22 protein-coding genes are annotated in these 22,159 nt (G+C 70.6%); 11 read left to right on the top strand and 11 right to left on the bottom strand.

The genetic code is table 11. The annotated features are described in order from the left end of the window. Positions 1–68: 68 nt before the first annotated feature. Positions 69–1,229, top strand: a complete 1,161-nt coding sequence (locus IPQ09_10245) for a patatin-like phospholipase family protein (GenBank protein MBL0194581.1) — start codon at positions 69–71, stop codon at positions 1,227–1,229. A gap of 47 nt (positions 1,230–1,276) precedes the next feature. On the opposite strand, the gene IPQ09_10240 is transcribed toward IPQ09_10245, so the two are convergent. The 4 genes from IPQ09_10240 to IPQ09_10225 are packed head-to-tail and all read right to left on the bottom strand — an operon-like array spanning position 1,277 to position 3,235. Beyond that, positions 1,277–1,678 carry a hypothetical protein gene (locus tag IPQ09_10240; GenBank protein ID MBL0194580.1) on the bottom strand — a complete coding sequence of 134 codons (402 nt, stop codon included), beginning with the start codon at positions 1,676–1,678 and terminating at the stop codon, positions 1,277–1,279. Between the two features lie 27 nt (positions 1,679–1,705). Beyond that, entirely contained in the window at positions 1,706–2,737 is a 1,032-nt protein-coding gene (locus tag IPQ09_10235; protein ID MBL0194579.1) for a hypothetical protein, read from the bottom strand. 23 nt (positions 2,738–2,760) lie between these two features. After that, on the bottom strand, positions 2,761–3,039 hold the full coding sequence (locus tag IPQ09_10230) for a hypothetical protein (GenBank protein MBL0194578.1): 279 nt from the start codon (positions 3,037–3,039) through the stop codon (positions 2,761–2,763). Next, positions 3,032–3,235, bottom strand: a complete 204-nt coding sequence (locus IPQ09_10225; GenBank protein ID MBL0194577.1) for a hypothetical protein — start codon at positions 3,233–3,235, stop codon at positions 3,032–3,034. Before IPQ09_10225 ends, IPQ09_10230 begins: the two co-directional genes overlap by 8 nt. Positions 3,236–3,349: 114 nt before the next feature. On the opposite strand from IPQ09_10225, the gene IPQ09_10220 reads away from it, so the two are divergent. The 5 genes from IPQ09_10220 to IPQ09_10200 all read left to right on the top strand — a co-directional run bounded on the left by IPQ09_10220 (position 3,350) and on the right by IPQ09_10200 (position 7,678). Continuing rightward, entirely contained in the window at positions 3,350–3,643 is a 294-nt protein-coding gene (locus IPQ09_10220) for a hypothetical protein (protein ID MBL0194576.1), read from the top strand. 329 nt (positions 3,644–3,972) lie between these two features. Next, positions 3,973–4,821 (top strand): ABC transporter permease, encoded by an 849-nt coding sequence (locus IPQ09_10215; GenBank protein MBL0194575.1) that lies wholly within the window; start codon positions 3,973–3,975, stop codon positions 4,819–4,821. Positions 4,822–4,827: 6 nt separating this feature from the next. Beyond that, entirely contained in the window at positions 4,828–5,664 is an 837-nt protein-coding gene (locus tag IPQ09_10210) for an ABC transporter permease (GenBank protein MBL0194574.1), read from the top strand. Positions 5,665–5,807: 143 nt separating this feature from the next. Then, entirely contained in the window at positions 5,808–6,506 is a 699-nt protein-coding gene (locus tag IPQ09_10205) for an ATP-binding cassette domain-containing protein (GenBank protein MBL0194573.1), read from the top strand. 149 nt (positions 6,507–6,655) lie between these two features. Next, on the top strand, positions 6,656–7,678 hold the full coding sequence (locus IPQ09_10200) for an MCE family protein (GenBank protein MBL0194572.1): 1,023 nt from the start codon (positions 6,656–6,658) through the stop codon (positions 7,676–7,678). A 206-nt stretch (positions 7,679–7,884) separates the two neighbouring features. Here the strand turns inward: IPQ09_10200 and IPQ09_10195 are convergent, their stop codons facing one another. From IPQ09_10195 to IPQ09_10185, 3 genes are read right to left on the bottom strand one after another with little or no spacing between them, the layout of a single operon-like run. Continuing rightward, complete coding sequence (locus IPQ09_10195) at positions 7,885–9,306, bottom strand: ABC transporter substrate-binding protein (protein ID MBL0194571.1); 1,422 nt, start codon at positions 9,304–9,306, stop codon at positions 7,885–7,887. Between the two features lie 52 nt (positions 9,307–9,358). Continuing rightward, on the bottom strand, positions 9,359–9,925 hold the full coding sequence (locus tag IPQ09_10190; GenBank protein MBL0194570.1) for a hypothetical protein: 567 nt from the start codon (positions 9,923–9,925) through the stop codon (positions 9,359–9,361). A 44-nt stretch (positions 9,926–9,969) separates the two neighbouring features. Beyond that, positions 9,970–11,775, bottom strand: a complete 1,806-nt coding sequence (locus tag IPQ09_10185; protein ID MBL0194569.1) for a protein kinase — start codon at positions 11,773–11,775, stop codon at positions 9,970–9,972. Between the two features lie 210 nt (positions 11,776–11,985). Here IPQ09_10185 and IPQ09_10180 point away from each other — a divergent pair, with 210 nt between their 5' ends. Together IPQ09_10180 and IPQ09_10175 are read left to right on the top strand one after the other, a co-directional pair. Continuing rightward, positions 11,986–12,552 carry a hypothetical protein gene (locus tag IPQ09_10180; GenBank protein ID MBL0194568.1) on the top strand — a complete coding sequence of 189 codons (567 nt, stop codon included), beginning with the start codon at positions 11,986–11,988 and terminating at the stop codon, positions 12,550–12,552. Further along, entirely contained in the window at positions 12,549–13,742 is a 1,194-nt protein-coding gene (locus tag IPQ09_10175; protein ID MBL0194567.1) for a hypothetical protein, read from the top strand. Before IPQ09_10180 ends, IPQ09_10175 begins: the two co-directional genes overlap by 4 nt. Positions 13,743–14,063: 321 nt before the next feature. Here IPQ09_10175 and IPQ09_10170 read toward each other — a convergent pair whose 3' ends face one another. Beyond that, positions 14,064–14,717 (bottom strand): response regulator transcription factor, encoded by a 654-nt coding sequence (locus IPQ09_10170; protein ID MBL0194566.1) that lies wholly within the window; start codon positions 14,715–14,717, stop codon positions 14,064–14,066. A 219-nt stretch (positions 14,718–14,936) separates the two neighbouring features. Next, positions 14,937–15,938: a hypothetical protein gene (locus IPQ09_10165; protein MBL0194565.1), complete on the bottom strand. Its 1,002-nt coding sequence runs from the start codon at positions 15,936–15,938 to the stop codon at positions 14,937–14,939. A gap of 275 nt (positions 15,939–16,213) precedes the next feature. On the opposite strand from IPQ09_10165, the gene IPQ09_10160 reads away from it, so the two are divergent. Both IPQ09_10160 and IPQ09_10155 read left to right on the top strand, forming a co-directional pair. After that, a complete protein-coding gene (locus tag IPQ09_10160; protein MBL0194564.1) occupies positions 16,214–16,537 on the top strand; it encodes a hypothetical protein in 324 nt (107 codons plus the stop codon). Positions 16,538–16,651: 114 nt separating this feature from the next. Beyond that, entirely contained in the window at positions 16,652–17,476 is an 825-nt protein-coding gene (locus IPQ09_10155; GenBank protein ID MBL0194563.1) for a hypothetical protein, read from the top strand. Between the two features lie 55 nt (positions 17,477–17,531). On the opposite strand, the gene uvrC is transcribed toward IPQ09_10155, so the two are convergent. Then, positions 17,532–19,571, bottom strand: a complete 2,040-nt coding sequence (gene uvrC / locus IPQ09_10150) for an excinuclease ABC subunit UvrC (protein ID MBL0194562.1) — start codon at positions 19,569–19,571, stop codon at positions 17,532–17,534. Positions 19,572–19,852: 281 nt separating this feature from the next. Continuing rightward, positions 19,853–20,491 carry a maleylacetoacetate isomerase gene (gene maiA / locus IPQ09_10145; GenBank protein MBL0194561.1) on the bottom strand — a complete coding sequence of 213 codons (639 nt, stop codon included), beginning with the start codon at positions 20,489–20,491 and terminating at the stop codon, positions 19,853–19,855. A gap of 356 nt (positions 20,492–20,847) precedes the next feature. Here maiA and IPQ09_10140 point away from each other — a divergent pair, with 356 nt between their 5' ends. After that, the gene (locus IPQ09_10140; protein MBL0194560.1) at positions 20,848–22,080 is read left to right on the top strand and encodes a type II/IV secretion system protein; all 1,233 of its coding nucleotides are present in this window, start codon (positions 20,848–20,850) and stop codon (positions 22,078–22,080) included. Positions 22,081–22,159 lie beyond the last annotated feature (79 nt).

Below are 22,159 nucleotides of genomic sequence, written 5' to 3'. Positions count from 1 at the left end.
AAACTCGCGCGGGAAGCAAGCGGCTGCGCGGTCGTGCGCGGGTCAGGCGGCTCGTGTAGGGTGGGCGCATGAGCGCGCTCGCCGCCGATCCTGCCCGCCCGGTTGGCCTCGTGCTCTCGGGCGGCGGCGCCCGCGGCGTGTTCCAGGTGGGCGTGTGGAAGGTGCTGCGCGACGATCCCCGGGGGCTCGGTCGCGAGCCCGACGTGGTGAGCGGTACCTCGGCCGGCGCCATCAACGGCGCGCTGATCGCTGCGGGCCTCTCGCCCGAGCGCATGCTGCAGTTCTGGCTCGACCTCGCGGCGCGCCCGCCGATCGTGGCGAACGAGGCCTTCTTCGATTCGCTGCGTCGCGCGCTCTCTCGGGTGGCCAGCCGCGACACGCAGCGAACGTTTCAAGAGCGAAAGCGCGAGCTCGTGCTGCTCGCGTCCATCGCCAAGAAGCACCACCTCACGCGGGCGAGCGGCATCCTGGCGGCGGCGCTCGAGATCTTGATGACGGCCCGGTTCGACGCGGTGAGCGTGCTGCTCGAGGAGCTCGACGCCCCGTACCTCTTCGACACGAGCCCGCTCCGCGCGCGGCTCGCGGAGGCGATCGGCGGCCCCACCGTGCCACGGGGCCGCGTCCGGCTCGCGCTGAACGCGATCGACGTGCGCAGCGGCGGCGTCGTGCGCATCGTGAACCACCCGCCGGGCAAGACCGCGGCGGCGTCCACACACTATCGCTATGTGCCAGATATTCCTCTCGATCTCGTGCTCGCGAGCGCGTCGATCCCGCTGCTCTTCAACCCCGTGCCGTTCGACGGGCGGCTCCTGTGGGACGGTGGCCTGCTCGTCAACTCGCCCATGGCCCCGGCGGTCGCGCTCGGGGCTCGGCGCCTCTTACCCGTGCTCGTCACCAAGCTGGACGGGCGCTCGGGCGCGAGCATGGGGTCGTTCGGCGAGTCGGTCGAGCGCCTCGTCGATACGCTCCTCGAGAACGCCTACAACGTGGACCGCAAGCTCCTGCTCACCCGCAACGATCTGGTCGACCGGCTGCCGTCGGCGCCGTGGGGCCGGGTCGAGCTGTTCCAGGCGATCCGCCCGGGTGACACGGCGCTCTTCGGCCCTGGCTCGTACCTGCACTTCGAGCGCTCGGTGCTCCTCGACATGTACGAGGCCGGCCGGCGCGCGGCCCGGGAGTGGCTCGCGCGCGGGCCGCTGCCCGACGGCGACGCCGCGAAGGACGGCTGAGGCCCAGGCGACCCGCTGCCCGAAGAGACCTCGAAGAGCCGTTGGGGTCAGGGGAAGCCGAAGGTCAGCGTGAGCGCCGCGCCCAGCCCGGCGCTCGCGCCGTTGGCGAGCAGAGACCAGCCGACCGCGCGGGGGACGCCGAGCGCGCGCAGGTACGCCGCCTCCACGAGCACCGCGAAGCCCTCGGAGACGAGGCCGAACGCCGCGACGCGCAGCGCGAAGTCCGCGGTGAGCGCCGTGACGCCGGGCACCCACACCGGGCGCTCGACCACGCGCCCTAGCAGCGCAGGGAGCGCGAGCGCCGCGAACGGGTGCGTGAGGAGCGACGCGCCGAACGCGGTCACCCACGGATGGCGCGCTCCGCGAAGCGGGCCGCGCGCGTAGATCGGGCACTCGACGATCTGCGTCGCCACGAACGCGAACAGATAGCGCGCCGCGAGATCGCTCAAGGCGAGACCTCGGCGCTCACTTCAGGCTCACGCCGCGACACGCGCGGGCGCGTCGATCGGGGGCTGTGGCGACCCCTCGGCGGCGAACAGCGCGAGCACCGCGAGCTCCAGGTACCCATGGAAGAACGCGCTCTGGAGGTACGCGATCCGCGCGCCCGCGAGGTCGCGCAGCCCCCAACCCACGAACACGACCGTCCCGAGGACGAAGAAGGCGACAGCGTACGGCGACAGCTCGCGGACGATCGCGCGCCACGACTGCCGGAACGAGCGCGGCCGCGGCGACGGCCGCTCGAGCTCGGGCACCAGCCGGAGCCACACCACGTAGTGCGCGGCCTGCGCGAACGCGAAGAACGCGACCCCGCGCACCGCCCATGAGCTGTCGACCGTGGGCGCGAGCTGCGACACCAGGGTGGTGAGGTCGAGCCCCACGGGGGCGCGCGTGAGAGCGCCGGTCCAGGTGAGCGCGGGCAGCGCGTACGGGCCGAGCAGGAAGGCCGCCAGCACGACGAAGAAGGCGAGCGGCAGCCACACCGCCCCGCGCATGCGCCGCGCGAAGAGGGCGAAGAATCCGAGCGCGATGAGGTTGTGCGCGTGCAGGTACGCGAGCTCGGCGAGGCCGCGGTACACCCACGCGAGGGCGAAGGCGAGCGACAGCCCGAAGAGCACTCCGGCGCGGCGCGCGACGCTCGCCCGCGCGAACGCCACCGCGACCGCCGCGCCGACGACCGCCGCGCGGAGCCCAAAGCCAAGCGGCGTGCCCACGACCGCGACGAGCACGCCCGCGTAGAGCGAGGCGCGGCGCGCGAGCCCGCGCCGCACGACGAGGTAGCGCACGTCGGAGACCACATGCGGCACCCCGAGCACCACCGTGCCTACGCCGATGGCCCACCCCGGGCAGGCGAGCGCCAGCGCGAAGGCGACGACGAGCCCCACGCAGCCGAAGGTGGCTACCCGCGACTCTCGGTCGACCAGCAGCCAGCGCGCGAGCGGGCCCGACGCGCGGAAAAGCGCCCGACGCGCAGTGTCGAGCGCCCCGAGCGGAGCGAGCGTCACGCTCATCCGCGCGCGCGAAGGCACTCTTATCAGACCTTTTCGCGAACGACGGGCGCGGCGTGCGCGACGACTCGCTCCGTTGGGCGGGGCGCGCGGCGGGTGGTCGCTCCCGAGCACGGAACACCGGTGCGTCGAAGGTGGGCGTCCTTCCCGGTGTCGGTCGACGAGTCGGCCGGGCCCGTGTCGGGGGCGGGCTCGGGATCCGGGAACCGCTTGCCGCCGCCCAAGCACATGTCGCGGTGGACCAAGAGGCCACCGACGACCGTGAGCCAGCCGAACCTCAGCGCCCAGGCATTTACGTCAGCCATGCACCACGCTCCTTGATTGAACGAGCGCCGCTCGCCCCGGGGCGGAGGCGCCGAGGTCGAGCGACGAGTCGCGGCTGTCCGTCGGGTCGACCGGCGGCGTCGGTCGCTTGCCGCCGCCGAGGCACATGTCGCGGCCGAGGAAGAGCGCGCCCACGACCGCCGCCCACCCGAGACGCACCGCGAAGACCCTAAGCATTGGAATAAGCTATCACGGCCTGCGCCGACCGCACGGGCGGCTCCTCGCGGCTCCTCGCGGCTCCTCGCGACCGCACGCTCGACGAGGGCGGCGCTGGCTGCGAGACTCACTCCCGTGCTCGAGCTCGTGGAGATCTTGGTGTCGTTCGCCGTCACGACCGGGGCGCTCTTCGCCGTCGTGCTGCGCGACGAGCGCCGCCTCTCGCCCGAGGCGCGCGCGCGCGCGTGGCCCGAACCCAGCCGAAACGCGGCGCTCGTCGTGTTCGGCGTGCTCGCGCTTCCCGTGCATTTTGCACGCACCCGCCGGTCGGTCTTGGGCTTCGCGCTAGGGGTCTTGCTCGCGCTCGGGGTGACGGCGGTGAACGCGCTGGTCCTCGGCACGATCGAGTGGTTCCTGAACCCCGACTAGTCCCCTGGAAGCGTGATCCCTTCCAGAAGTCGCGCGGCTCGGCCTTTCGCCACAAGGGAGCGAGGGGGTGTCCCGTTTTCGGCGGCGGTGGGAGGATACTCATGTTCGAGGGTCGGCGTTCTCGCGCGGTCACACCCGAAACCACTGTCCCCTGAGCGCAAAGCGCGGCCTCCACCGCGCGGAACGACGTCCGAGTTGAGGACGGGCCCGCCGCCGCCGAAAACGGGGCACCCCCTCGCTCCTCGGCATGACACCGAAGACCGGACTTCTGATACGAACCACGACTCCAGGGGACTAGCGAGAGAGCCGTCCCAGACGGCCCGCGGGATATGGTGTCGCGGCCCGCGATCGTCGTGGTAGCGTGCGGGGTTGCCATGGCGCAGCCCGGGACCGACACAGCCGACGAACACCCGCTCTTGAAGAGCATGGGCGCGGCGTTCTTCTCGATCGCCTTCACCGCGGGCGGCATGGCGATCCTCCTCGGGAAGATCACGGTCGGGCTCTTCTCCGGGCGCATCGACCGCTCCGAGCTATGGAAGAACCTCTACAAGATGGCGGTGAAGTCGCTGCCCATCGTGGTGGTCACGGCCCTCTTCACGGGCGCCATCATGGTGGTTCAGGCCGCGCCCATCGTGAAACGCTACGGCGCCGAGGGGCTGCTCGGCTGGGGCGCGGGCTTCAGCACGCTCCGCGAGGTCGCGCCGCTGCTCTGCGCGCTGATGATCTCCGGGCGAGTGGGGGCGAACAACACCGCCGAGCTTGGCACGATGGTCGTCACCGAGCAGTTCGACGCGCTCCGCGTTCTCGCGATCGATCCCATCGCCTTCCTCATCGCGCCGCGCTTCGTCGGCATCGTCGTCACACTCTTCCTCATGACGCTCTTCGCCGACTCGCTGGCGCTCTTCGGCGCTGCGTACACCGGCAAGGGGCTGCTCTCGGTCGAGCCTCGCACCTTCTACAACGGCCTCACGGGAGGCCTCCTGAACTTCTCCGACGTCGCGAACGGCCTCGTGAAGAGCGTCGTGTTCGGCTTCGTCATCGGGCTCGCGAGCTGCCACTTCGGCATCAGCACCACCGGCGGCGCTCCGGGCGTGGGCCGCTCCGTGAACGCCACGGTCGTCGCGAGCGCGGCGGGCATCCTGCTCCTCGACTACCTCGTCAGCCTCGTGCTCGGCTGAACCGACATGGCAGCCGAGCAGACCGACACCACCCCGGCCACAGAAGCCGCCCCCGACGACGAGGGTGGAGTGCTCGGCACGCTCGGGGCCGCGGCGATCGATCTAGGGATCGGGGCCCGCGACCTCTACTCGGTCTTCGTGCGCACGCTCTATTACAGCCTGCGAGGCAAGCGCGAGCCCCGCGCGATGGCCCTGCAGATGTACGAGATCGGCAACAAGTCGCTCTTCTTTCTCACGTGCACGATGGGCTTCATCGGCATGATCCTCGTGTACCAGTCGGGCCTGCAGGCGAAGCGCGTCGTGCCCGACTTCACGCTCCTCGGGGCCACTTACCTCGAACTGCTCGTGCGCGATCTCGCGGCCTCGCTCGGGGCGCTCATGCTCGCCACCCGCGTGGGCGCGGGCATCGCCGCCGAGATCGGCAGCATGGTCGTGACCGAGCAGGTCGACGCGCTGCGCATGTGCGCGGCGGATCCCATCGACTTTTTGCTCGTGCCTCGATTCAAGGCGAGCGTCGTCATGACGCTCATGCTCATCGTGTGGGCGGGCGCCGTCGCCTTCTGCTCGGGCGCGGTCACCGCGTACGTCGCCTTCGACGTGCCCTTCGCGACCTTCTTCAACGCCAAGCTCGTCGACGTCGGCGACGTGTCCATCGGGCTCACCAAGTGCATCGCGTACGGTGCCGCGATCCCCATCGTCAGCGGGTACTGCGGGCTCTCCACCTTCGGCGGCTCCGAGGGTGTGGGCTGGGCGACGACCCGCGCGGTCGTCAACACCTCGCTGGCGATCATCATCTTGAACTTCTTCATCTCGGCGGCCGGCTTCATCATCTTCCCTGGCTAGGCCAGGGTGGCCGTGCCTAGCCCCGCAGGTAGCCCGTGAGCGCGCAGAACCCCAAGCCCCCCAACTTCGTCGCGCCCGTGGTCACGCCGGGGAAACGCGGCATTCAGTTCATCGACATCAAGAAGTCGTTCGGCCCCAAGGCCGTGCTCCACGGCGTCTCGTTCGAGGTGAAGGAGGGCGAGGTCTTCTTCATCATCGGCGCCTCCGGCGTGGGCAAGAGCGTGCTCATCAAGCACCTCGTCGGCCTGCTGTATCCCGACTCGGGGGAGATCTGGCTCGACGGCGAGGAGGTCTCGAAGTTCGACGAGGTCCGCATGGGCCCGGTGCGGAAGAAGTGCGCGATGGTGTTCCAGCACTCGACGCTGTTCGACAGCCTCACCTGCGTCGAGAACATCGCGCTCCCGCTCCGCAAGCACAAGAACATGACCCAGAAGGAGGCCCTCGAGGAGGGCAAGCGGTTCCTCGTGCGGGTCCACATGCAGGACTTCGCCGACAAGTACCCCACCGAGCTGGGCGACGGCATGCGCAAGCGCGTGGCGATCGCGAGGGCGCTCTCGCTCGACCCCCGCTACGTGCTCTTCGACGAGCCCACGACCTCGCTCGATCCCGTCAGCGCCAGGCGCGTGGACCGCCTGATTCACGAGCTCTCGGACTCCACCGGAGTGACGTCCATCGTGGTGAGTCACGACCTCACGAGCATCTTCTCGATCGCTCAGCGGATCGTCATGCTCTACAAGGGCCACGTCAAAATGCTCGGCACGCAGGACGACTTCCAGCGCTGCGAGGACGGCGTGGTCCACCAGTTCATCCGCGGCCACGCCACCGGCCCCATGGAGATGTAGGCGGGTCGGCCTCGTCGAGGCGCCGGCGCGAGCGGGAAAACGCCACGCCGCGCGAACCCTTCTTCCCCGCGGCGCGGCCCGTTGCTCTATAACTTGGCTGCGGGCGAGCGCGTTCTTTCGTCTCTTGCCGCCCGGGAGCTCCGCGAAGAATGGCAAAAGAGCGTTCCATCGAGGTCAAGGTCGGCATCCTCATCCTCGTGTCGATGACGATCCTTGGCGGCTTCCTCCTCATCATGGGCGGCCTCTCGTTCGAGAAGACCTACACGCTGTACGTCGATTTCGACAACCCGGGCGGCCTGCAGACCGGCGCGCCCGTGCGCGTCGCCGGCGTGAAAGTCGGCAAGGTCGAGGACCTCAAGTTCATGGGCGGCGTCGTCGATCCAAAGACCAACCGACGCACCCTCATCCGCGCGAAGATCGCGCTCGAGAAGCGCGTGCAGGACGCCATCCACGAGGATGCGGACTTCTACGTCACCACCCAAGGCGTGCTCGGCGAGCAGTTCATGGCCGTGGAGCCGGGCTCGGTGAGCAAGCCGGCGCTGAAGGAGAACGCGATCGTCAAGGGCATCGATCCGCCGCGCCTCGACCTCTTCCTCGCGAAGGCCTACGAGCTGCTCGACACGACGATGAACGGGATCCGGAACAACCGCGAGCTCATCTCCGACATCGCGACGAACACCGCCGGCCTGCTGAAGAACCTGAACGGCGTGCTCACCGACAACCGCGAGCGAATCAACCGCACGGTCGCGAACCTCGAGGCGCTCTCGGCCGAGGCGAACCAGCTCACGCACGACGCCAAGATCCGGTACGTCGACAACCCCAAGATCGCGCGCACGATCGACAACATCGACCGCATTTCGCAGGACCTGCAGCGCGACTCGGGCCCGCTCCTCAAGGACGCGAAGGAGGCGATGGCCAACATCAACCGGGTCTCGGCGACCGTCGGCAGCCCGGAAGAGCAGGCCAAGCTGAAGAAGACCCTCGACGAGGTCGCGCAGCTCGCCGCCCGCGCCAACGCCACCGCGGCCGACGCGCAGGCGATCGTCACGCACATCAAGAAGGGCGAGGGCACCGTGGGCTCCCTCGTGATGGACGAGGCGATCTACGACGACGTCCAGGAGATGGTGCGCGACCTGAAGCACAACCCCTGGAAGTTCCTCTGGAAGGAGTGAGCGTCGCCCTGGCCCTCCGGCGTGAGGGGCGCGGCCCGACGCCACTCTGACGACATGGCTGGGAGGGCGGCTGCGACCCCGTTCACCTCGGCGCGCTCGGTCGAGGGTTGGCGATGGCGGCCATGACAGGCTCGCGATCCCGACGCCCCAGGAACCCCAGTCGGGCTCCGGCGGAGCACCGCCTGACCGTGCGCTCTGTCGATCTTCTAGTTCCCGAGGTCCTTCTGGGGGATACGGCCGGCGGTCACGAACTGGCCCTTCTCCACCTTCCACACGATGAAGCCCGCCTCGACGTTGCCGTTGTCGTCGAGGTCGACGGTGCCCGAGGCGCCGTTGTAGTCGACGTCGCCACCTTGGCGGATCGCGAGCAGCGCCTCGTTGAGCTGCGCGGGCGAGTACGCTTTCCCGCCCCGGGAGACCTGAAAGAGCGCGTCGCGGATCTTCACGCGGTCGGTGGCGGAACCGGCCTGCTGGATGGCCAAGGCGACGAGCACGGCCGCGTCGTAGGTGTTCGCCACGAACGCGGGGACCTCCTCGCCCGACTTCAGCGGGAAATACGCGGTAAAGATGTTCTTCATCTCGTTGTATTCGGGTGTCGGCGGGTTGGTGTCGGGGTTCGTGCCATACACCCCCTCTGCGGCGTTGCGCGACGCGGGGTTGCCCTTGTCGTCGCGGCTGTTCTCCAGATAGCCGCTCGTGTAGACGCCGTCGGTGCCCATGAGGAAGAACCTGGCGGGCAGCGCCGCGGGGTTGTCCCTGCGGGCCTTGTCGATCGCCCGAGTGAGCGCGCCGCCGACGTCGTCGTACTGAATCAGCGCGAGGCAGTCGGGCTTGGCGGCGAGCACCTGCGCGACGACGCCGTCGTAGCTCGCCACCACCTCCTCGGCGACCTTCACGCGTCCTACGACCTGACGACCCGGGCCCGGATAGGAAGCCTCGAGGGCGTCGGCCATCGGGCCGCCGTACTTGTTGTCGGCGTGGATGACGAACATGCGCGGACACGCCTCCCCAGCCGGGGCCCCCGCGTCGCCGCCCGCGCCCGCGTCGCTGGTGCTCTGCGCGCCGAATCCGCCGGGACCGAGCCGCGCGAGCCGCACGAGCGCCTTCACCTGGAACTCGTCCGACGGGACCGTGCGGAAGAGGTAGCGATCCTTCGCGGGCTGAATGCCGGTGAGGGTCGTGGACGTCGCCGACGGAGAGATGAGCAGGATCTGGCGCCCACGCAGGGCCGCCTGGATGCGGTCGACCTGGGAGCTTCCCACGGGGCCGATGACCGCCACCACGTTCGAGGTGATGAAGCCCTGGGCTACGCCGTCGATGTACTCCTTGTTGTTGCTGCGATCGTCGACGACGTCGAAGCGCACAGGCCGCCCGAGCAGCCCACCGGAGGCGTTGATCTGCCCTTCGGCGGCGCGCACGGCCTGCTGGAGCGCGGCCGTGAACGAGGCGAGCGACTCGGACAGGCCGAGCGACACACCGATGACGATGGGCTCGGTCGGGGTCGCGGCGGGGCCCTCCGGAGTGCAGCCGCCAGTCGAGGCCCCTCCCAGGAAGCCGGCGGCGGCCCATACGAGCGACGCGAGGGCACCGCAGAGGCTCACCCAGCGCGTGATTGGACGAACGCTCATGGCTGCTCCGAGCGGTGGGTGCCGTGGGTGGCGGGCCGAGGCCCGGTGAGCGCTACTTGCATCGTCCACCGCAGGCGTCGGAGAGGCTGCTGCACGTAGTGGCTGGGACGGTCACTTTGGGGCTCGCGGGCGCGAGATAGACCTTCGCGGGGGCGTCGCCCGTGCCCACGTTCTGGACGGCGCAGCCCATGAGGAAGTCCTCGCCCTGGCGCAGCGCAACCGCGAGGAACGCGCGGTCTCCGTAGCCCACCGTGAGCTCGCCCTGCCCGCCCTGGGGTGACTGGGCGTCGCAGACTCGCAGCACAGGCCCCCGCGCGAGGGGGTTCAGCGGACGGCCGGAGCGTCGGAGCGAGACGAGCTCGCTGCACAGGGTCGCGCGGTTGGCGGCGGGTGCGTCGAACACGAAGACCTGCACCGACTCGGCGGCGACCGCGGCCGCCACTGACGGAAAGACGAGTGAATACGTACCCTTCGACGGCGCCGAGTCCCCGCACGCGGCGAGCGCCACGACCGCGCCCGCGAGCACGCCCGCGGCGCAACGCTCGGCGAGCGTCCGTTGGCTCTCACGCCTCGTTTGGTCCATCCCCGGGCCGTTCACGTCCCCCTGCCCTTCCATCACCGCGGCAGTATAGCGCGAGAGCGCGCGTGACGTCGCCCGGCGTGTCACTTCAAGCCAAGACGCCCGCGCGTCGTCTCGCCACTCTTGATGACGACGACGTGGGTCTTCGAGATGCCCTGCTCGGGGTTCTCGAGTGTGAGCGTGTGAGTGCCCGGCGAGAGCGCGACGCGATTGAGCGGCGTGGTGCCGAGCGCGCGGCCCCCGTCGGAGACCCGAGTCCACGGGTAGGTGTCGAAGCTCAGGTACCCCGGCTCGACGGCCGGCTCCACCGCCGTGGGCTTCGGCGCCGGAGCCGGCTTCGCGGTCGCGGGGGCTCGCGTGGAGCCCGCGGTCGGGACGTGTGGCGTGGGCGCCGGAGGCGCGGACGACGCGATCGCCGGCGCAACCGGCGGGGGCGGTGTGGGGGTCGCCCCGCCGGCCACGAGGACCGCCGTGGGGTTGATCGAAGGACTGGTCGCCTGCGGCGTCGAAGGGCCAGGGGCGGCGACCACCGCGCCGGGCTCGGGGAGGGCGCTGGGCTCCGCCGGGCGGACGGTCTGGCGCTGGGTCCCGGCGCGAAACGCGACGACGACGGCGACGACCGCGACCACGCCGAGCAGCGCGAGCGCGAGCGCCCACGGAAGAGGGCTCGTGCGGGGCGGGGGGGGCGCGATGGGCGGAGGGGCGTAGGTGGGCGCAGGCCCGCTCGGGAAGGTGCCGCCTCCGCCCGAGAAGGCGAGCGCGCTCGACACCATGCCGCTGCCGCTCTCGTTGAGCCGGAGGAGGTGGCCGCTCACGTTGGCGCCCGAGCGCTCCATGCGCCGGAGCGACTCGAGGGTGAGGGCCTGGACCTCCTGGGTGCTGCTCGCGGCGGTAAGCACGGCCATGTGCTTCTGCACCTGGCGCTGCGCCTCCTCGCGGACCCGCTGGAACATCCCGGCGACCCGACGCCCGACGTCCTCGTGGCGGTGGGGCGCGCGCGCGAGGAACGCCTCGAGCGCGTCCCGCATGTCACCGGCGCTCGCCCAGCGGTCGTCGGGCTTCTTCTGGAGCGCACGCGCCACGATCTCGTCGAGCTCCACGTCGACGCTGCGGCGCTCGGAGACCCGAGGGATGGGGACGTTCAGGAGCTTGTGAAGGGTGTTGGCGGCGCTGTCGCCGCTCATGAGGCGCTCGCCCGCGAGCATCTCCCAGAGGACGATCCCCATCGCGAAGACGTCCGCGCGCTGATCGATCGCGCCCCCCATCGCGTGCTCGGGCGCCATGTAGGCGACCTTGCCCTTGAGGACGCCGACCTCGGTCTGGGTCGACGACAGCGCCGCCTTGGCGATGCCGAAATCGACCACCTTGGTGTGCCCGTCGTAGGTGACGAAAATGTTGTGGGGGCTGACGTCGCGGTGGATGATCGACAGGGGCGAGCCGTCGTAGTCCTTCAGCTTGTGGGCATGATCGAGGCCATTGAGGGCGTCCGCCACCACGCGCGCGCAGAAGCCCTCCGGCAGGGGGTCCTTGCGCTTGAGAGACTCGCGGATCACCTTGTTCAGGCTCTGGCCTTCGAGGTACTCCATCGCGATGAAGTAGGCGCGGTTGTGCTCGCCTACCTCGTAGGTGTGGACGATGTTGGGGTGGTTCAGGCGCGCCGCCAGCCTCGCCTCGTCGAGGAACATGTCGAGGAAGGCGCGCTCCTCGGCCAGCGCGCCGCGCAGACGCTTGACGACCGCGAGCTTGTTGAAGCCCATCGGGCCGCGCGCGACGGACAGGAACACGTCGGCCATGCCGCCCCGCCCCAGGCTCGCGAAGAGCTGGTATTTGCCAAACGAGATGGAAGGCGACGCCTCCGGCAGGTCGCTCCTCTGCGCGGGTTCGCTCACGGCTCGGCCCTCACCGCCGCGCGAACGACGCGCGCCGCACATGGCGACGCGACGCGGCGACGGCGCCCGCCGCCGCTCTCTTCGTGTCGCGCCGTTTCTGGTGGGCAATTCACTACGAAATTGAGTATCGACGGCATCGCCCGGGGGGTCAAGTCGCCGCCCCTTCGCGCCGCGCTTGACGGACACCTGCGCTGAGAAGTACGGAGTGGCATGGTGCGTCGCTCGTTCTGGGCCCTTCGGCGACTGGCGACCCTCGTCGCGGGCGTCGCCCTCGTCGCCGCGGCGGGCGCGCACGCGCTCGCGATGGACGACGATCGGGCGCTGGCGCTCAGCGCGCTGCGAGAGGTCGAGGCCTCCCCCGCCTCCGCCGAGTTGGCACGCGAGCCCCTCGCCCGGGCCCACGAGGCCCTCGCGCGAGCCGAGCGGCTCCGCGAGGTGCGCGACGAGACCCGCGCGCGCCTGTGCGACGGCCTCGCGCGGCGGTGGGCCGAGACCGCGCGAGACGTGGTCAGCGCGGCGAAGGCCGAGGAGCGGGCGCGCGCGGCACGGCTCAACGCCCTCGACGCCTCCGCGCAGGTGGAGCGCGAGCGCGCGTCGCTGGAGGAGGGGCTAGGTCAGACAGGCCGGCTCAAAGCCCAGCTCGCGGCGCTCGAAGGCGAGTCGAAGCGCCCCGACCGCACGAGCTCCGTCGCGAAGGACGCCCGCGAGGCCGATGCAGGCGCCCCGAAGCGCCCACCGACGAAAGCGCCCGCGAAGCCGACGGGGGCCAAGAAGTGACCCTCGCCCGCATTTCCCCGCACTTCGCGGCCGCCGTGGTCGCGCTGCACCTCGTCGCCTGCGGTGGCACGTCGACGCAACGGGTCGCCGACGTGACCGCGGCCGAGGGGCTCTATGCGAGCCGCGCCGAGGGCGCCCGGCCGCTCGCGCCAACATTCGTCGCCGAGGCCCAGCTCGAGCTCGAGGCGGCACGACGCGCAGTCACCGAGGGCGACGAGCCCACCGCCGCGATCCACGCCCTGCGCTCGGTCGCCGCCATGCAGCGAGCGTTCGTGGTGGCGCGGCTCGCCCGGGCGAAGCAGGAGGAGGCCACGGCCTCGGCCGACGCCGGCGCCGCCGATGGCGCGCTGAAGGCTCTGCGCGCGGAGCGCGCGCGGGTGGACGCCGACGTCGACGACCTCGAGAAGAAGCTCTTCATCGCGCGTGAGGCCGCGCTCCCGGCGGAGAGCGCCGGGGCGGACGCCGCCCGCGCCGCCGCTCGGCTCCGGGCCGCCAGCTCCCTGCTGGCCGAGGCGCGCCTGCTGTGCGGCGCGGCGCACCTGCTCGATCCGTCCCCCCTGCACCCCGCCGCCGCCCTCACGGAGGCCGAGGCTCGCGTGGCTGAGGCGGGCTCCGCCATCGCCAAGGGACCGCCGCCGAAGACCATCAAGCCGCCCGCCCCTGTCTCCGCGTCCGCGGCGCCCCGCGAGCCCATCGACGCCGCCGCCAGGGCCCGCGTCGCGTGCCTCGCCGCGCTCACGCAGGCGCGACGCACGGGGAGCGCGGCGGGCCAGACCGCGGGGACACCCGACCCCGATCTGCTCTTCTCCGAGCTCTCCGCTGCCGCGGCGCAGCGGGGCGCGCCCGGCCCCGTCCGCGACGAGCGTGGCACGATGCTCACGCTCCGCGGCGCCTTCCAAGCCACCGAGCTCACCGAGGCCGGCAAGCAGGCCGTCATGGCCGCTGCGCTCGTCGCGCGCGCGCACCCCGGCGTAGCCCTTCAGGTCGTCGTGCACGAGGCCGACCCCGCGAGCGCCGCGACGAGCGGGAAGCGCTTGGAGGCCGCGCTTCGGCTCCTCGAGTCGAGCGGCGTCGCGAAGGAGCGCATCCGTGGAGACGCGCCGGGGGCGAGCCTCCCGGTCGTCGCGCCCACCGATGCGGCGCGCCGGGCCCGCAACGCGCGATTGGAGCTTGTCTTCGTAGGGCGTTGAAGCCGCCAAGCCTTGGCTAGTCCCCTGGAGTCGTGGTTCGTATCAGAAGTCCGGTCTTCGGTGTCATTCCGAGGAGCGAGGGGGTGCCCCGTTTTCGGCGGCGGCGGGCCCGTCCTCAACTCGGACGTCGTTCCGCGCGGTGGAGGCGGCGCTTTGCGCTCAGGGGACAGTGGTTTCGGGTGTGACCGCGCGAGAACGCCGACCCTCGAACATGAGTATCCTCCCACCGCCGCCGAAAACGGGACACCCCCTCGCTCCCTTGTGGCGAAGGGCCGAGCCGCGCGACTTCTGGAAGGGATCACGCTTCCAGGAGACTAGCCTCTACGGCGAGATGGCGCCCAACACCAGCTTGTAGCCGAAGCCGTAGACCGTGAGGATGTGGGCGGGCTTGTCGGGCGTGCGCTCAATCTTCTTTCGTAGCTTCACGATGAAGTTGTCGACCGTGCGGTTGGTCGGGTGGGCGTCGAGCCCCCAGATGCGCTGGAGGATCTCGTCGCGGCTCACCGCCTGTCCCACGCGCTCCGCCAGGAGCCTGAGGAGCTCGACCTCGTAGAACGAGAGCTGGTGGTCGTCCCCGAAGGCCCGCAGCGTGTGGGCGCCGAGGTTGACCTTCGCCTCGCCGATCTCGAGGAGATCGGGCGCCGCCCCCGGGCGCGCCGCGCGACGAAAGATGGCCCGGATGCGCGCGATGAGCTCATTCACGCTGAACGGCTTCGTGACGTAGTCGTCGGCGCCGGAGTCGAGGCCGCGGATCTTGTCGGTCTCCTGCGAGCGCGCCGTGAGCATCACGATGGGCACCACCGGCGACGCGCGGCGGATCTCCTCGCAGACCGCGTAGCCGTTCATGTCGGGCAGCATCAGGTCGAGGATGATCGCGTCTGGCGCGCCGGACCGCGCGAGGTGCACCCCCTCGCGGCCCGTCCCCGAGGCAAGCACGCGAAACCCCTCGAACTCGAGCGCGTCGCGGAGCCCCATCACGATGTGAGGCTCGTCCTCGATGATGAGGATGGTCTTCTTGGCGTTGCTTGGCAGCGCTTGGCTCACGCCGCTAGATTCTCCGCCAGAGCTCGCCAAATTGCGAGCCCGAAAGGCCTCGTTCGGCCGCCCAGCGGGGCACGGCCGGGCAGGAGTTGGACACGAGAGAGGGCGCGCGAGCCGGAGCCCACGCGCCCTCCTCTCTCCCACCCCTTCGGGCTACTTGCCGCCGTCGGGAGCGGCGCTCGCGCCGCCGAACTGCTGGATGCACTGCAGGTCGGTGAGCGCACCCACCGGCGGGTTACCCGTCGGCGAGAACACGATCGCCTGAGAGCAGGCGCCGATGACCTTCACGGTGTCGGTGTTCTCGACGTAGCACCACCCCGCCGCCGTGTCGCGCGAGCAGGTCTCGCCCGGCTTCTTCACGATCTGGTTGGCCTGGCACACAGTGAGAGTCGTGTCCGCCTTCTGCTCCTTCTGCTTCTCGCGGAACTTCTCGAGGATTTCGGGAGCCGGATCCGTCAAGCCGTACGCCGCGCACTTGTCGCCCTTGTTGGGGAGCGTCTCGAGGATGAGGCAGGAGACCTGCCCCTTGTCGTCACGCGTGAGCTTCTGCGGGAGGCACTGGTTGGCGAGCGCGTTCTTCAGGCGGTCGACGATCGACTTGACCGCGGGCCGGTAGCCGTAGCGCGGGTTGGGCTTGCCGTCGACGTCCTTGGCCTCCTGCTTCTCGGCCGCGCCCTCGCCCGTGGTGAGCGGGCAGAGCGAGCTGATGATGCCCTGGTCCTTCAGCGCGTGGACGACACGGAACTGACGCTGCGTGGGGTACGCCTTCGCGCGGCTCTGCGTGGTCGCGGCGGAGCAGAGCGGCGGGTTCTTCGTGCCGTCGCAGTCGCAGGTCTCCTTGTTCGTGGCGCCGCACTGCACGGGGGCCGCGAGGGGGAAGGTGCAGGCGTACTGGAGGTCTTGGCCCTTCGTGTCCCAGTCGCGCAGCTCCTTGCCGTCGAAGTTCGTGCCCGGCGTCGCGCTCGGCGCGGGCCGGCCGTTGCGCGGCTTGACCGACTGGTCCATGCGCGCGTCCATGCCCTCGAGGTTGTACTTGTCGGGATCGCGACCGATGATCTTGACCCAGTCTTCCTCGGTGACCTTGCTCTTCTCGACGTTGCTCGCGTCGAAGTGGATGAGGTCCTGCGGGACACCCCCGACGACCGCGAAGAACACGAGGTCGGGCGCGCGGCCCCTTCTCGAGGTTGCAGAGGGCGTCGGCGTCGCCGCCGGCCTTCGGCAGGTTCTTGGAGAACAGCGGGTTACGGCACTTGCCCTGCCCGATGTAGTTGCCGTTCGCGTCGTGCTCGGTCACCCGGTCGGGGATCTGGGTCTTGGTGAGGCCGTCGACGTAACGCTTGATGGGGTACTGCGGGTCGACACCGAAGCGCTGCTTCATCTTGTGGAAGCGCACGTTCATGTCGTCGTCGCCCTTGCCATAGAAGCCGTCGTTGTCCTTGCACTTCGCGTCGGCCTGGACCTTGGGGTCGTTCTTGAAGCCGCAGGAGGTGCAGTCGGCGCTGCCGGGATCGGCGTCGCACGCCGAGGTGCCCTTCGGCGCGGTGGAGCCGCCACGGTTGGGCTCGCGCTGCGCGCCGGCGACGCCGACCGAGGCCGGGAACGCCGTGTTCATGAACGCCCAGCCCTGGCCGCCCAGGGCGAGCGGGTCGACCGCCGAGTCGTCCTCGTCGGTGAGCATGACGATCGCGACGAGCGAGTCGGAGCGGAGGAAATCGGCGCGCTGCCGGAGGATGGTCTCGTCGACGCCGTCGTAGCGGGCCGCGTTCGCCTCACGCACGATCTTCGCGTAGGGGTCGGGCTGGACCAGGAAGTGGTACCAGCTCTCGAGGCTGGCCTCGAAGCCGCAGCCGTACTCCTTCACGCCGCCGATGAGACCGGCAAAGGCGCTGTTGAAGTCGGCCAGGGTCGTGTACGGCGTCGAGCCAGCCGACGGCTGCTTGGCCTCGTTGCGCTTCACTCCCGGGAACCAGGAGAGGAAGTTCGAGGGCGACGCGTTGGCGATCGCGGTCTCCTTCGCGCCGGAGCGGTTCAGGAGCTGCCCCTTGTCGTCGTTGTGCGAGTTCAGCGTGGCGTCGGTCGGGTTCTGCGAGTCGGCGCAGGAGTCGGAGCCGAAGCCGCCCATGGCCGACGAGACCACGCCGACGTGGATGTCGACGATGGGCTTGAACTCCGCCTTGCCCGTCTTGCACTCCTTGCCCTCTTCGGCGGCGGGATCGGCGCGGTCGCCCGTGGGCTTGCCGTCGTCGTCGACGCAGTTCGGGGTCACGAGGCTGTTGATGAGGTCGGGGACGGCCTCGCTCAGGATGGCCTGCTTGTCGCCCATGGAGCGCGAGTTGTCGATGACCAAGAGGAGGTCGATCTTGTCGACGGCCGCCTGCTTGACCGTCGTCGTGAAGCTCACCTTCGTGGTGGGCTCCTGCTGCGACACGGGGCGCGAGAGGCAGCCCGCGCCCAGCGCCGTCACCGCACCGCCCACCAACACGAACTTACCGAGCTTGATCAAACCCATCGGGACGCTCCTTGGCGCTTTCACCGAGAAAAACGCAGAAAATCGCGAGAACCTTATCGGAGGCCGGCCCGCCGTGTCAACGCTCGCCACGCGAGCCGTTCAGTGGTGGCACCGGCGCCCTCCCTCTCGAATACTGAAGCACGAACCGGGCCACCGCGCCCGCGACGCAATTTGGGACAGGTGAGGGCTGAAGGGGCTCTCGCGATGAGGGCTCAACCGCGGAACGCCAACCAAGTTGGCTATTTTTTCAACTCCGTTGGCTCAGGCGAGGGCTCGCCCCGGAAGTGCGCGCGGAGCGCCGCCACGTGGCGCCGGTTGACGCCCGGGACGGCGAGCAGCTCTTCGTCGGAGGCCGCTCGCACCGCGCTGAGGGTGCCGAGCCCTCGGAGCAGCGCGGCGCTCGTGGTCTTGCCAAGACCGCGGACGCCGTCGAGGGCCCCGCGCATGCGGCGCGACGTGCCGAGCTTCTCGCGACCTCGGTTGGAGAAGCGGTGCGCTTCGTCGCGCAGGCGGGCGAGGAAAAAGAGGGAGCCCGAGTGGCTCCGCAGGGCGATCGGGTTCTTCTGACCCGGGAGGTACACGCGATCGACGAGGGTATCCCCGAGAACGTTCTCCTTCTCCTTCGCGAGCGCGACGATCGGGAGATCGTGGAGACCCAGGTCGCGCGCGGCCGAGAGCGCCACGGCCAGCTGTCCGCGCCCACCGTCGACCACGAAGAGGTCGGGCAGGTCCCACGCGCCCGCGCCCTCGTGCACCTCGCCAGGCTCCGCGGGCTCCGTCGCCTCGGAGGGCTCCACGGGTTCCGCAGATCTCCCCCTCGCGGCGAGCCCGCGGCGGAAGCGACGCGCCAGCACCTCGTACATGGCGCCGTAGTCGTCCCCCAGAGCGCCCGCGCCGCCCGAGGCCGCGCCCACCGTGCGCACGTGGTAGGTGCGGTACCGGGCCTTGTCCGGCTCACCGTCCGCCATCGCGACCACGGCGCCGACCGTGTCGCCGCCACCGAGGTGGGAGATGTCGCAGCACTCGATGCGCCGCGGGAGCTGCGGCAAGCGCAGGCGCTTCTGGAGCTGGGCGAGGCGCTCGCTCACGTCGTCGGAGGCGCGGCGCTTCTCGGCGAAGGCGTGGCGCGCGTTTTCGTCGGCGAGAGCGAGCAAAGCCGCCTTCGGTCCGCGCTGCGGGTGATGGAGCCGCACCGCTTTGCCAGCGCGCTCGCCGAGCCAGTCGGCGATGCCCTCGGCGGCGTCTGGGAGGGCGCCCACCAGGATCTCCTCCGGCACCGCGCTGGCCTCCGCAATCTCAGGCTCGCGCGCGCCCTCCGGGCGACGCACCTTCGGCGCCTCGGCGTCTCGCCGGTCGTGGCGCGAGTAGTGCTGCGAGAGGAACGCCGCGACGACCTCTTCGTCCGGCACCTCCGCGCCGCGTACGCTGAAGGTCGCCACCCCCGCGAGCTTGCCGTCGCGGACGTGGAGCAGCGCGAGCTCGACGAGGTCGCCCTCGCGGTAGAGCCCGAGCACGTCGCGCGCGCCGCGCTCGACCGTGACCACCCGCTGCTCCTCACGCACCTTGGAGATCGCGTGGAGCTGGTCGCGGTACACGGCGGCGAGCTCGAAGCTCATCGCGGCGGCCGCCTCGCCCATGCGCTGCTGGAGCTCGCTCGAGAGCTCGTCGTGGCGCCCCTCCAGGAAGAGCGCCACGGCGCGCACCTGCTCCGCGTAGAACGCGCGGTCCACCTCGAACACGCACGGCGCCGGGCAGCGCTTGATCTGGTGCTGGAGGCACGGCCGGCGCCGCGAGCCGAGGTCGGCGTCGGTGCACGTGCGGAGCTGGAAGTGTTTGTTGACGAGGTGGAGCGTGCGCCTCGCGGCGGTGGCCGAATGGTACGGCCCGAAGTAGCGCGCGCCGTCGGCGGCGGGGGTGCGCACGACGGTGAGCCGGGGCCACTCGGCGCGCGGCTCGAGCCGGAGCGAGGGGTACTCCTTGTCGTCGCGCAGCTTGATGTTGAAGCGCGGCCGATGCTGCTTGATGAGGAGGTTCTCGAGGATCGCCGCCTCCTTCTCGGACTGCGTGACCAGGGTCTCGAGGTCGGCCACCACGCCGTGCAACAGGGGCACGAAGTAGCGCGTGTCCGAGGTGCTCGCATGGAAGTAAGACCGCACGCGGGCGCGGAGGCTCTTCGCCTTGCCCACGTAGACGACGACGCCGCCCTCGTCCTTGAACAGGTAGACCCCGGGCGTCGTCGGCAGGGCCGCGAGCTTGTCCTCGACCTGACGCGGCAGCACACGCCAAGGCTAGTCCGTGGACCGCGCGGAAGGAACCGGGACTTCTCGGACCGATCGAAGCTCACCGCGCGCCCGACCTCGCGCTGGACCGGGGGCTCAGTCCTCGATGTCGACCGGCGTCCCGTCCGGCACCCGCGCGGCGAGCGCGACGATCTCGTCGTCGTCGAGCGCGACGCAGCCCGCTGTCCAGTCGAGGGTGGTGCATCGTGGGAGTGGCCTGGGTTCCGTGTGAGACTCCAGGGCGCGGCCCCCGTGGCTCCGCGCGCTCTCAGCCCCGTCGGTCAGAGCACCGCGTCGGGCTGCTTGTCCGGATGGGCCGCCTTCACGAACGCGAGCTCCCCCGCGGCCTCCGCGGCGCGCACGACGCGCGCCATGGGGCCAAGATCAACGCCCTGCCGACGCGCGGCGTACACCTGAGGCACGAGGAGACAGTCGGCCATCCCGAACCGCTCGCCGTATACGAACGGCCCGCGAACGCCGTGGGTCTCGAGCTGCTCGAGTCGGTGCTCGAAGGCGCGGAGCCCCTTGCCGATGAAGTGGACCATCCACTCCTTCTGCGCCGCGGCGTCCTCGGAGACGCGACGGAGAACGTTCAGGTTCTGCAGCGGTTGAACGCCCGCGTTGATGATCTCGCAGAGCGCCCGGACGCGCGCACGCTCCGTGGGGGTCTTCGGCAAGAGCGCCGGCTCGGCGTGCAGCTCCTCGAGCAGCTCGAGGATGGCCATCGATTCGATGAACGCCTCGCCGCCGAGCTCCAGCGTGGGGACGTAGCCAGTGGGCGAGACGCTTGTGTAGTCTGCATGCAACTGCGCGCCGGTCAGCAGGTTCACCGGGTGCGTCGCGTAGTCGAGGCCCTTGGCCCCGAGGGCGATGCGGACACGGTAGGAGCAGGACGAGCGCCAGTAGCCGTGGAGGACGATCGAGGACATGGGCGCGAGTGTGCCGCGATCGCCGCGCGAGGGGAAGCGCCGCGCGAGTGAGTCACCGCGAGACGCGGAGCGTGGATGCGCGTAGCCTCGCGTTCGTGACGTCACGAAGCGAAGCCCCCTCCGGTCCGCGAGTCATCCCATGGGTCGTCTCGGGGCTCACCTCACTCGGCGCTGGCCTCCTCGCCGGCCCGCTCGGCCTCGCTTTCGCCGCGACCGCGATCGCCGACGTGGTGGGGCCCGTGCTCAAGGTGGGCGGTCTCTGCCTGCTCTCGTTCGGGGTCTTCCAGCACCTCTGGGGCCCGAAGGCGGCCGCGGCCCCGGCGCCGAGGCGCCCGCAGACCGCGGACATGCCCAGCGCCGACGCGCCGCAAGAGCTCGAGCTGCTCCGCCGAGAGCTCGCCAGCATCATGCAGGCCCCGCAGCCCGACATGATCGCCTTCGTCGACGCGCTCCTCCGCGGCGCGGTGCGCGTCCGGGCCTCCGACGTGCACCTCCACCCCCTCGAGGGCGGCACGGACATTTCCTACCGCGTGCACGGCGTGCTCACCGAGGTGATGCGCTTCCCCCGCGAGCAGCACAAGCAGCTCGTCTCGCGCCTCAAGGTGCTGTCGCGCATCACGATCTTTCACACCGATCGGCCCCAGGACGGCCACTTCGTGCTCGACCTCAGCGCGGGCACCGCCGACATCCGGGTCTCGGTGCTGCCCACCAACCACGGCGAGCGCGTGGTGCTCCGCCTGGGCAACGTGGGGGTCGCCCTCCCCGACCTCGGCAATATCGGGATGCCGGAGCCGCTCCTCGGGCGGCTCCGCGCCCTCTGCGATCGGCCCCAAGGCATCATCTTTCTCACGGGGCCGACCGGCAGCGGCAAGACGACCACCATCTACGCCGCGCTCGCTCACATCAAGGAGTCCCGCCGGCAGACCACCCAGATCGTCACCATCGAGGATCCGGTGGAGTACGACGTGCCTTTCCTCACCCAGACCCAGGTGAACAACCAGGTGGGGCTTACGTTCGCCGCGGGGCTGCGCTCCATCCTTCGCCAGGATCCGAACGTGATCATGGTGGGCGAGATCCGCGACGCCGAGACCGCGCACATCGCCGTGCAGGCGGGCCTGACGGGCCACCAGATCGTCACCACGGTGCACGCGGAGTCCGCCGCCGGCGCGTTCAACCGCCTCATCGAGATGGGCGTGGAGCCCTTCCTGCTCGCGTCGGCGTCGTTGGCGAGCGTGTCCCAGCGGCTCGTTCGCGCCCTGTGCGAGCATTGCCGAAGGCCCACGCCCTGCACGGCGGACGAGACCAACCAGCTCGACCGCCTCGGGGAACCCGCGGAGGGGTTCTTCACCGCCCCGGGCTGCGAGCACTGCGACCACACCGGCTACGCGGGCCGCCTCGCCTTCTTCGAGATGCTCGAGGTGACCGACGAGGTGCGGGAGCTCATGAACACCAAGGTGCCCACCGCACATATCCACGCCGCCGCGATCGCGGGGGGCATGGTGCCGCTCGTCCACGCGGGGCTGCAGCTAGCGCGGCAGGGGAGCACCTCGCTGCGGGAAGTGCTGCGCGTCGCCGGATAGCACCGCGCGCTCGCCGGACGGAGCCAGGAGGGGCCGTTCGGCCAGAATTTCGTCCGCTCGGGCGGCCCGATCGTGCGAC

Source organism: Myxococcales bacterium (assembly GCA_016720545.1).
Classification (GTDB): Bacteria; Myxococcota_A; Polyangia; order Polyangiales; family Polyangiaceae; genus JAAFHV01.
The sequence above is the reverse complement of the archived record's forward strand: the minus strand, read 5'-3'. Positions and strand labels throughout refer to the sequence as shown.

Excerpts from the sequence above, each read along its gene's own strand:
- IPQ09_10245 (MBL0194581.1), top strand. The coding sequence starts at position 69 with ATGAGCGCGCTCGCCGCCGATCCTGCCCGCCCGGTTGGCCTCGTGCTC.
- IPQ09_10235 (MBL0194579.1), bottom strand. The coding sequence starts at position 2,737 with ATGAGCGTGACGCTCGCTCCGCTCGGGGCGCTCGACACTGCGCGTCGG.
- IPQ09_10230 (MBL0194578.1), bottom strand. The coding sequence starts at position 3,039 with ATGGCTGACGTAAATGCCTGGGCGCTGAGGTTCGGCTGGCTCACGGTC.
- IPQ09_10225 (MBL0194577.1), bottom strand. The coding sequence starts at position 3,235 with ATGCTTAGGGTCTTCGCGGTGCGTCTCGGGTGGGCGGCGGTCGTGGGC.
- IPQ09_10215 (MBL0194575.1), top strand. The coding sequence starts at position 3,973 with ATGGTGTCGCGGCCCGCGATCGTCGTGGTAGCGTGCGGGGTTGCCATG.
- IPQ09_10210 (MBL0194574.1), top strand. The coding sequence starts at position 4,828 with ATGGCAGCCGAGCAGACCGACACCACCCCGGCCACAGAAGCCGCCCCC.
- IPQ09_10200 (MBL0194572.1), top strand. The coding sequence starts at position 6,656 with ATGGCAAAAGAGCGTTCCATCGAGGTCAAGGTCGGCATCCTCATCCTC.
- IPQ09_10195 (MBL0194571.1), bottom strand. The coding sequence starts at position 9,306 with ATGAGCGTTCGTCCAATCACGCGCTGGGTGAGCCTCTGCGGTGCCCTC.
- IPQ09_10180 (MBL0194568.1), top strand. The coding sequence starts at position 11,986 with ATGGTGCGTCGCTCGTTCTGGGCCCTTCGGCGACTGGCGACCCTCGTC.
- IPQ09_10170 (MBL0194566.1), bottom strand. The coding sequence starts at position 14,717 with ATGGGGCTCCGCGACGCGCTCGAGTTCGAGGGGTTTCGCGTGCTTGCC.
- IPQ09_10155 (MBL0194563.1), top strand. The coding sequence starts at position 16,652 with ATGAGACCGGCAAAGGCGCTGTTGAAGTCGGCCAGGGTCGTGTACGGC.
- IPQ09_10140 (MBL0194560.1), top strand. The coding sequence starts at position 20,848 with ATGCCCAGCGCCGACGCGCCGCAAGAGCTCGAGCTGCTCCGCCGAGAG.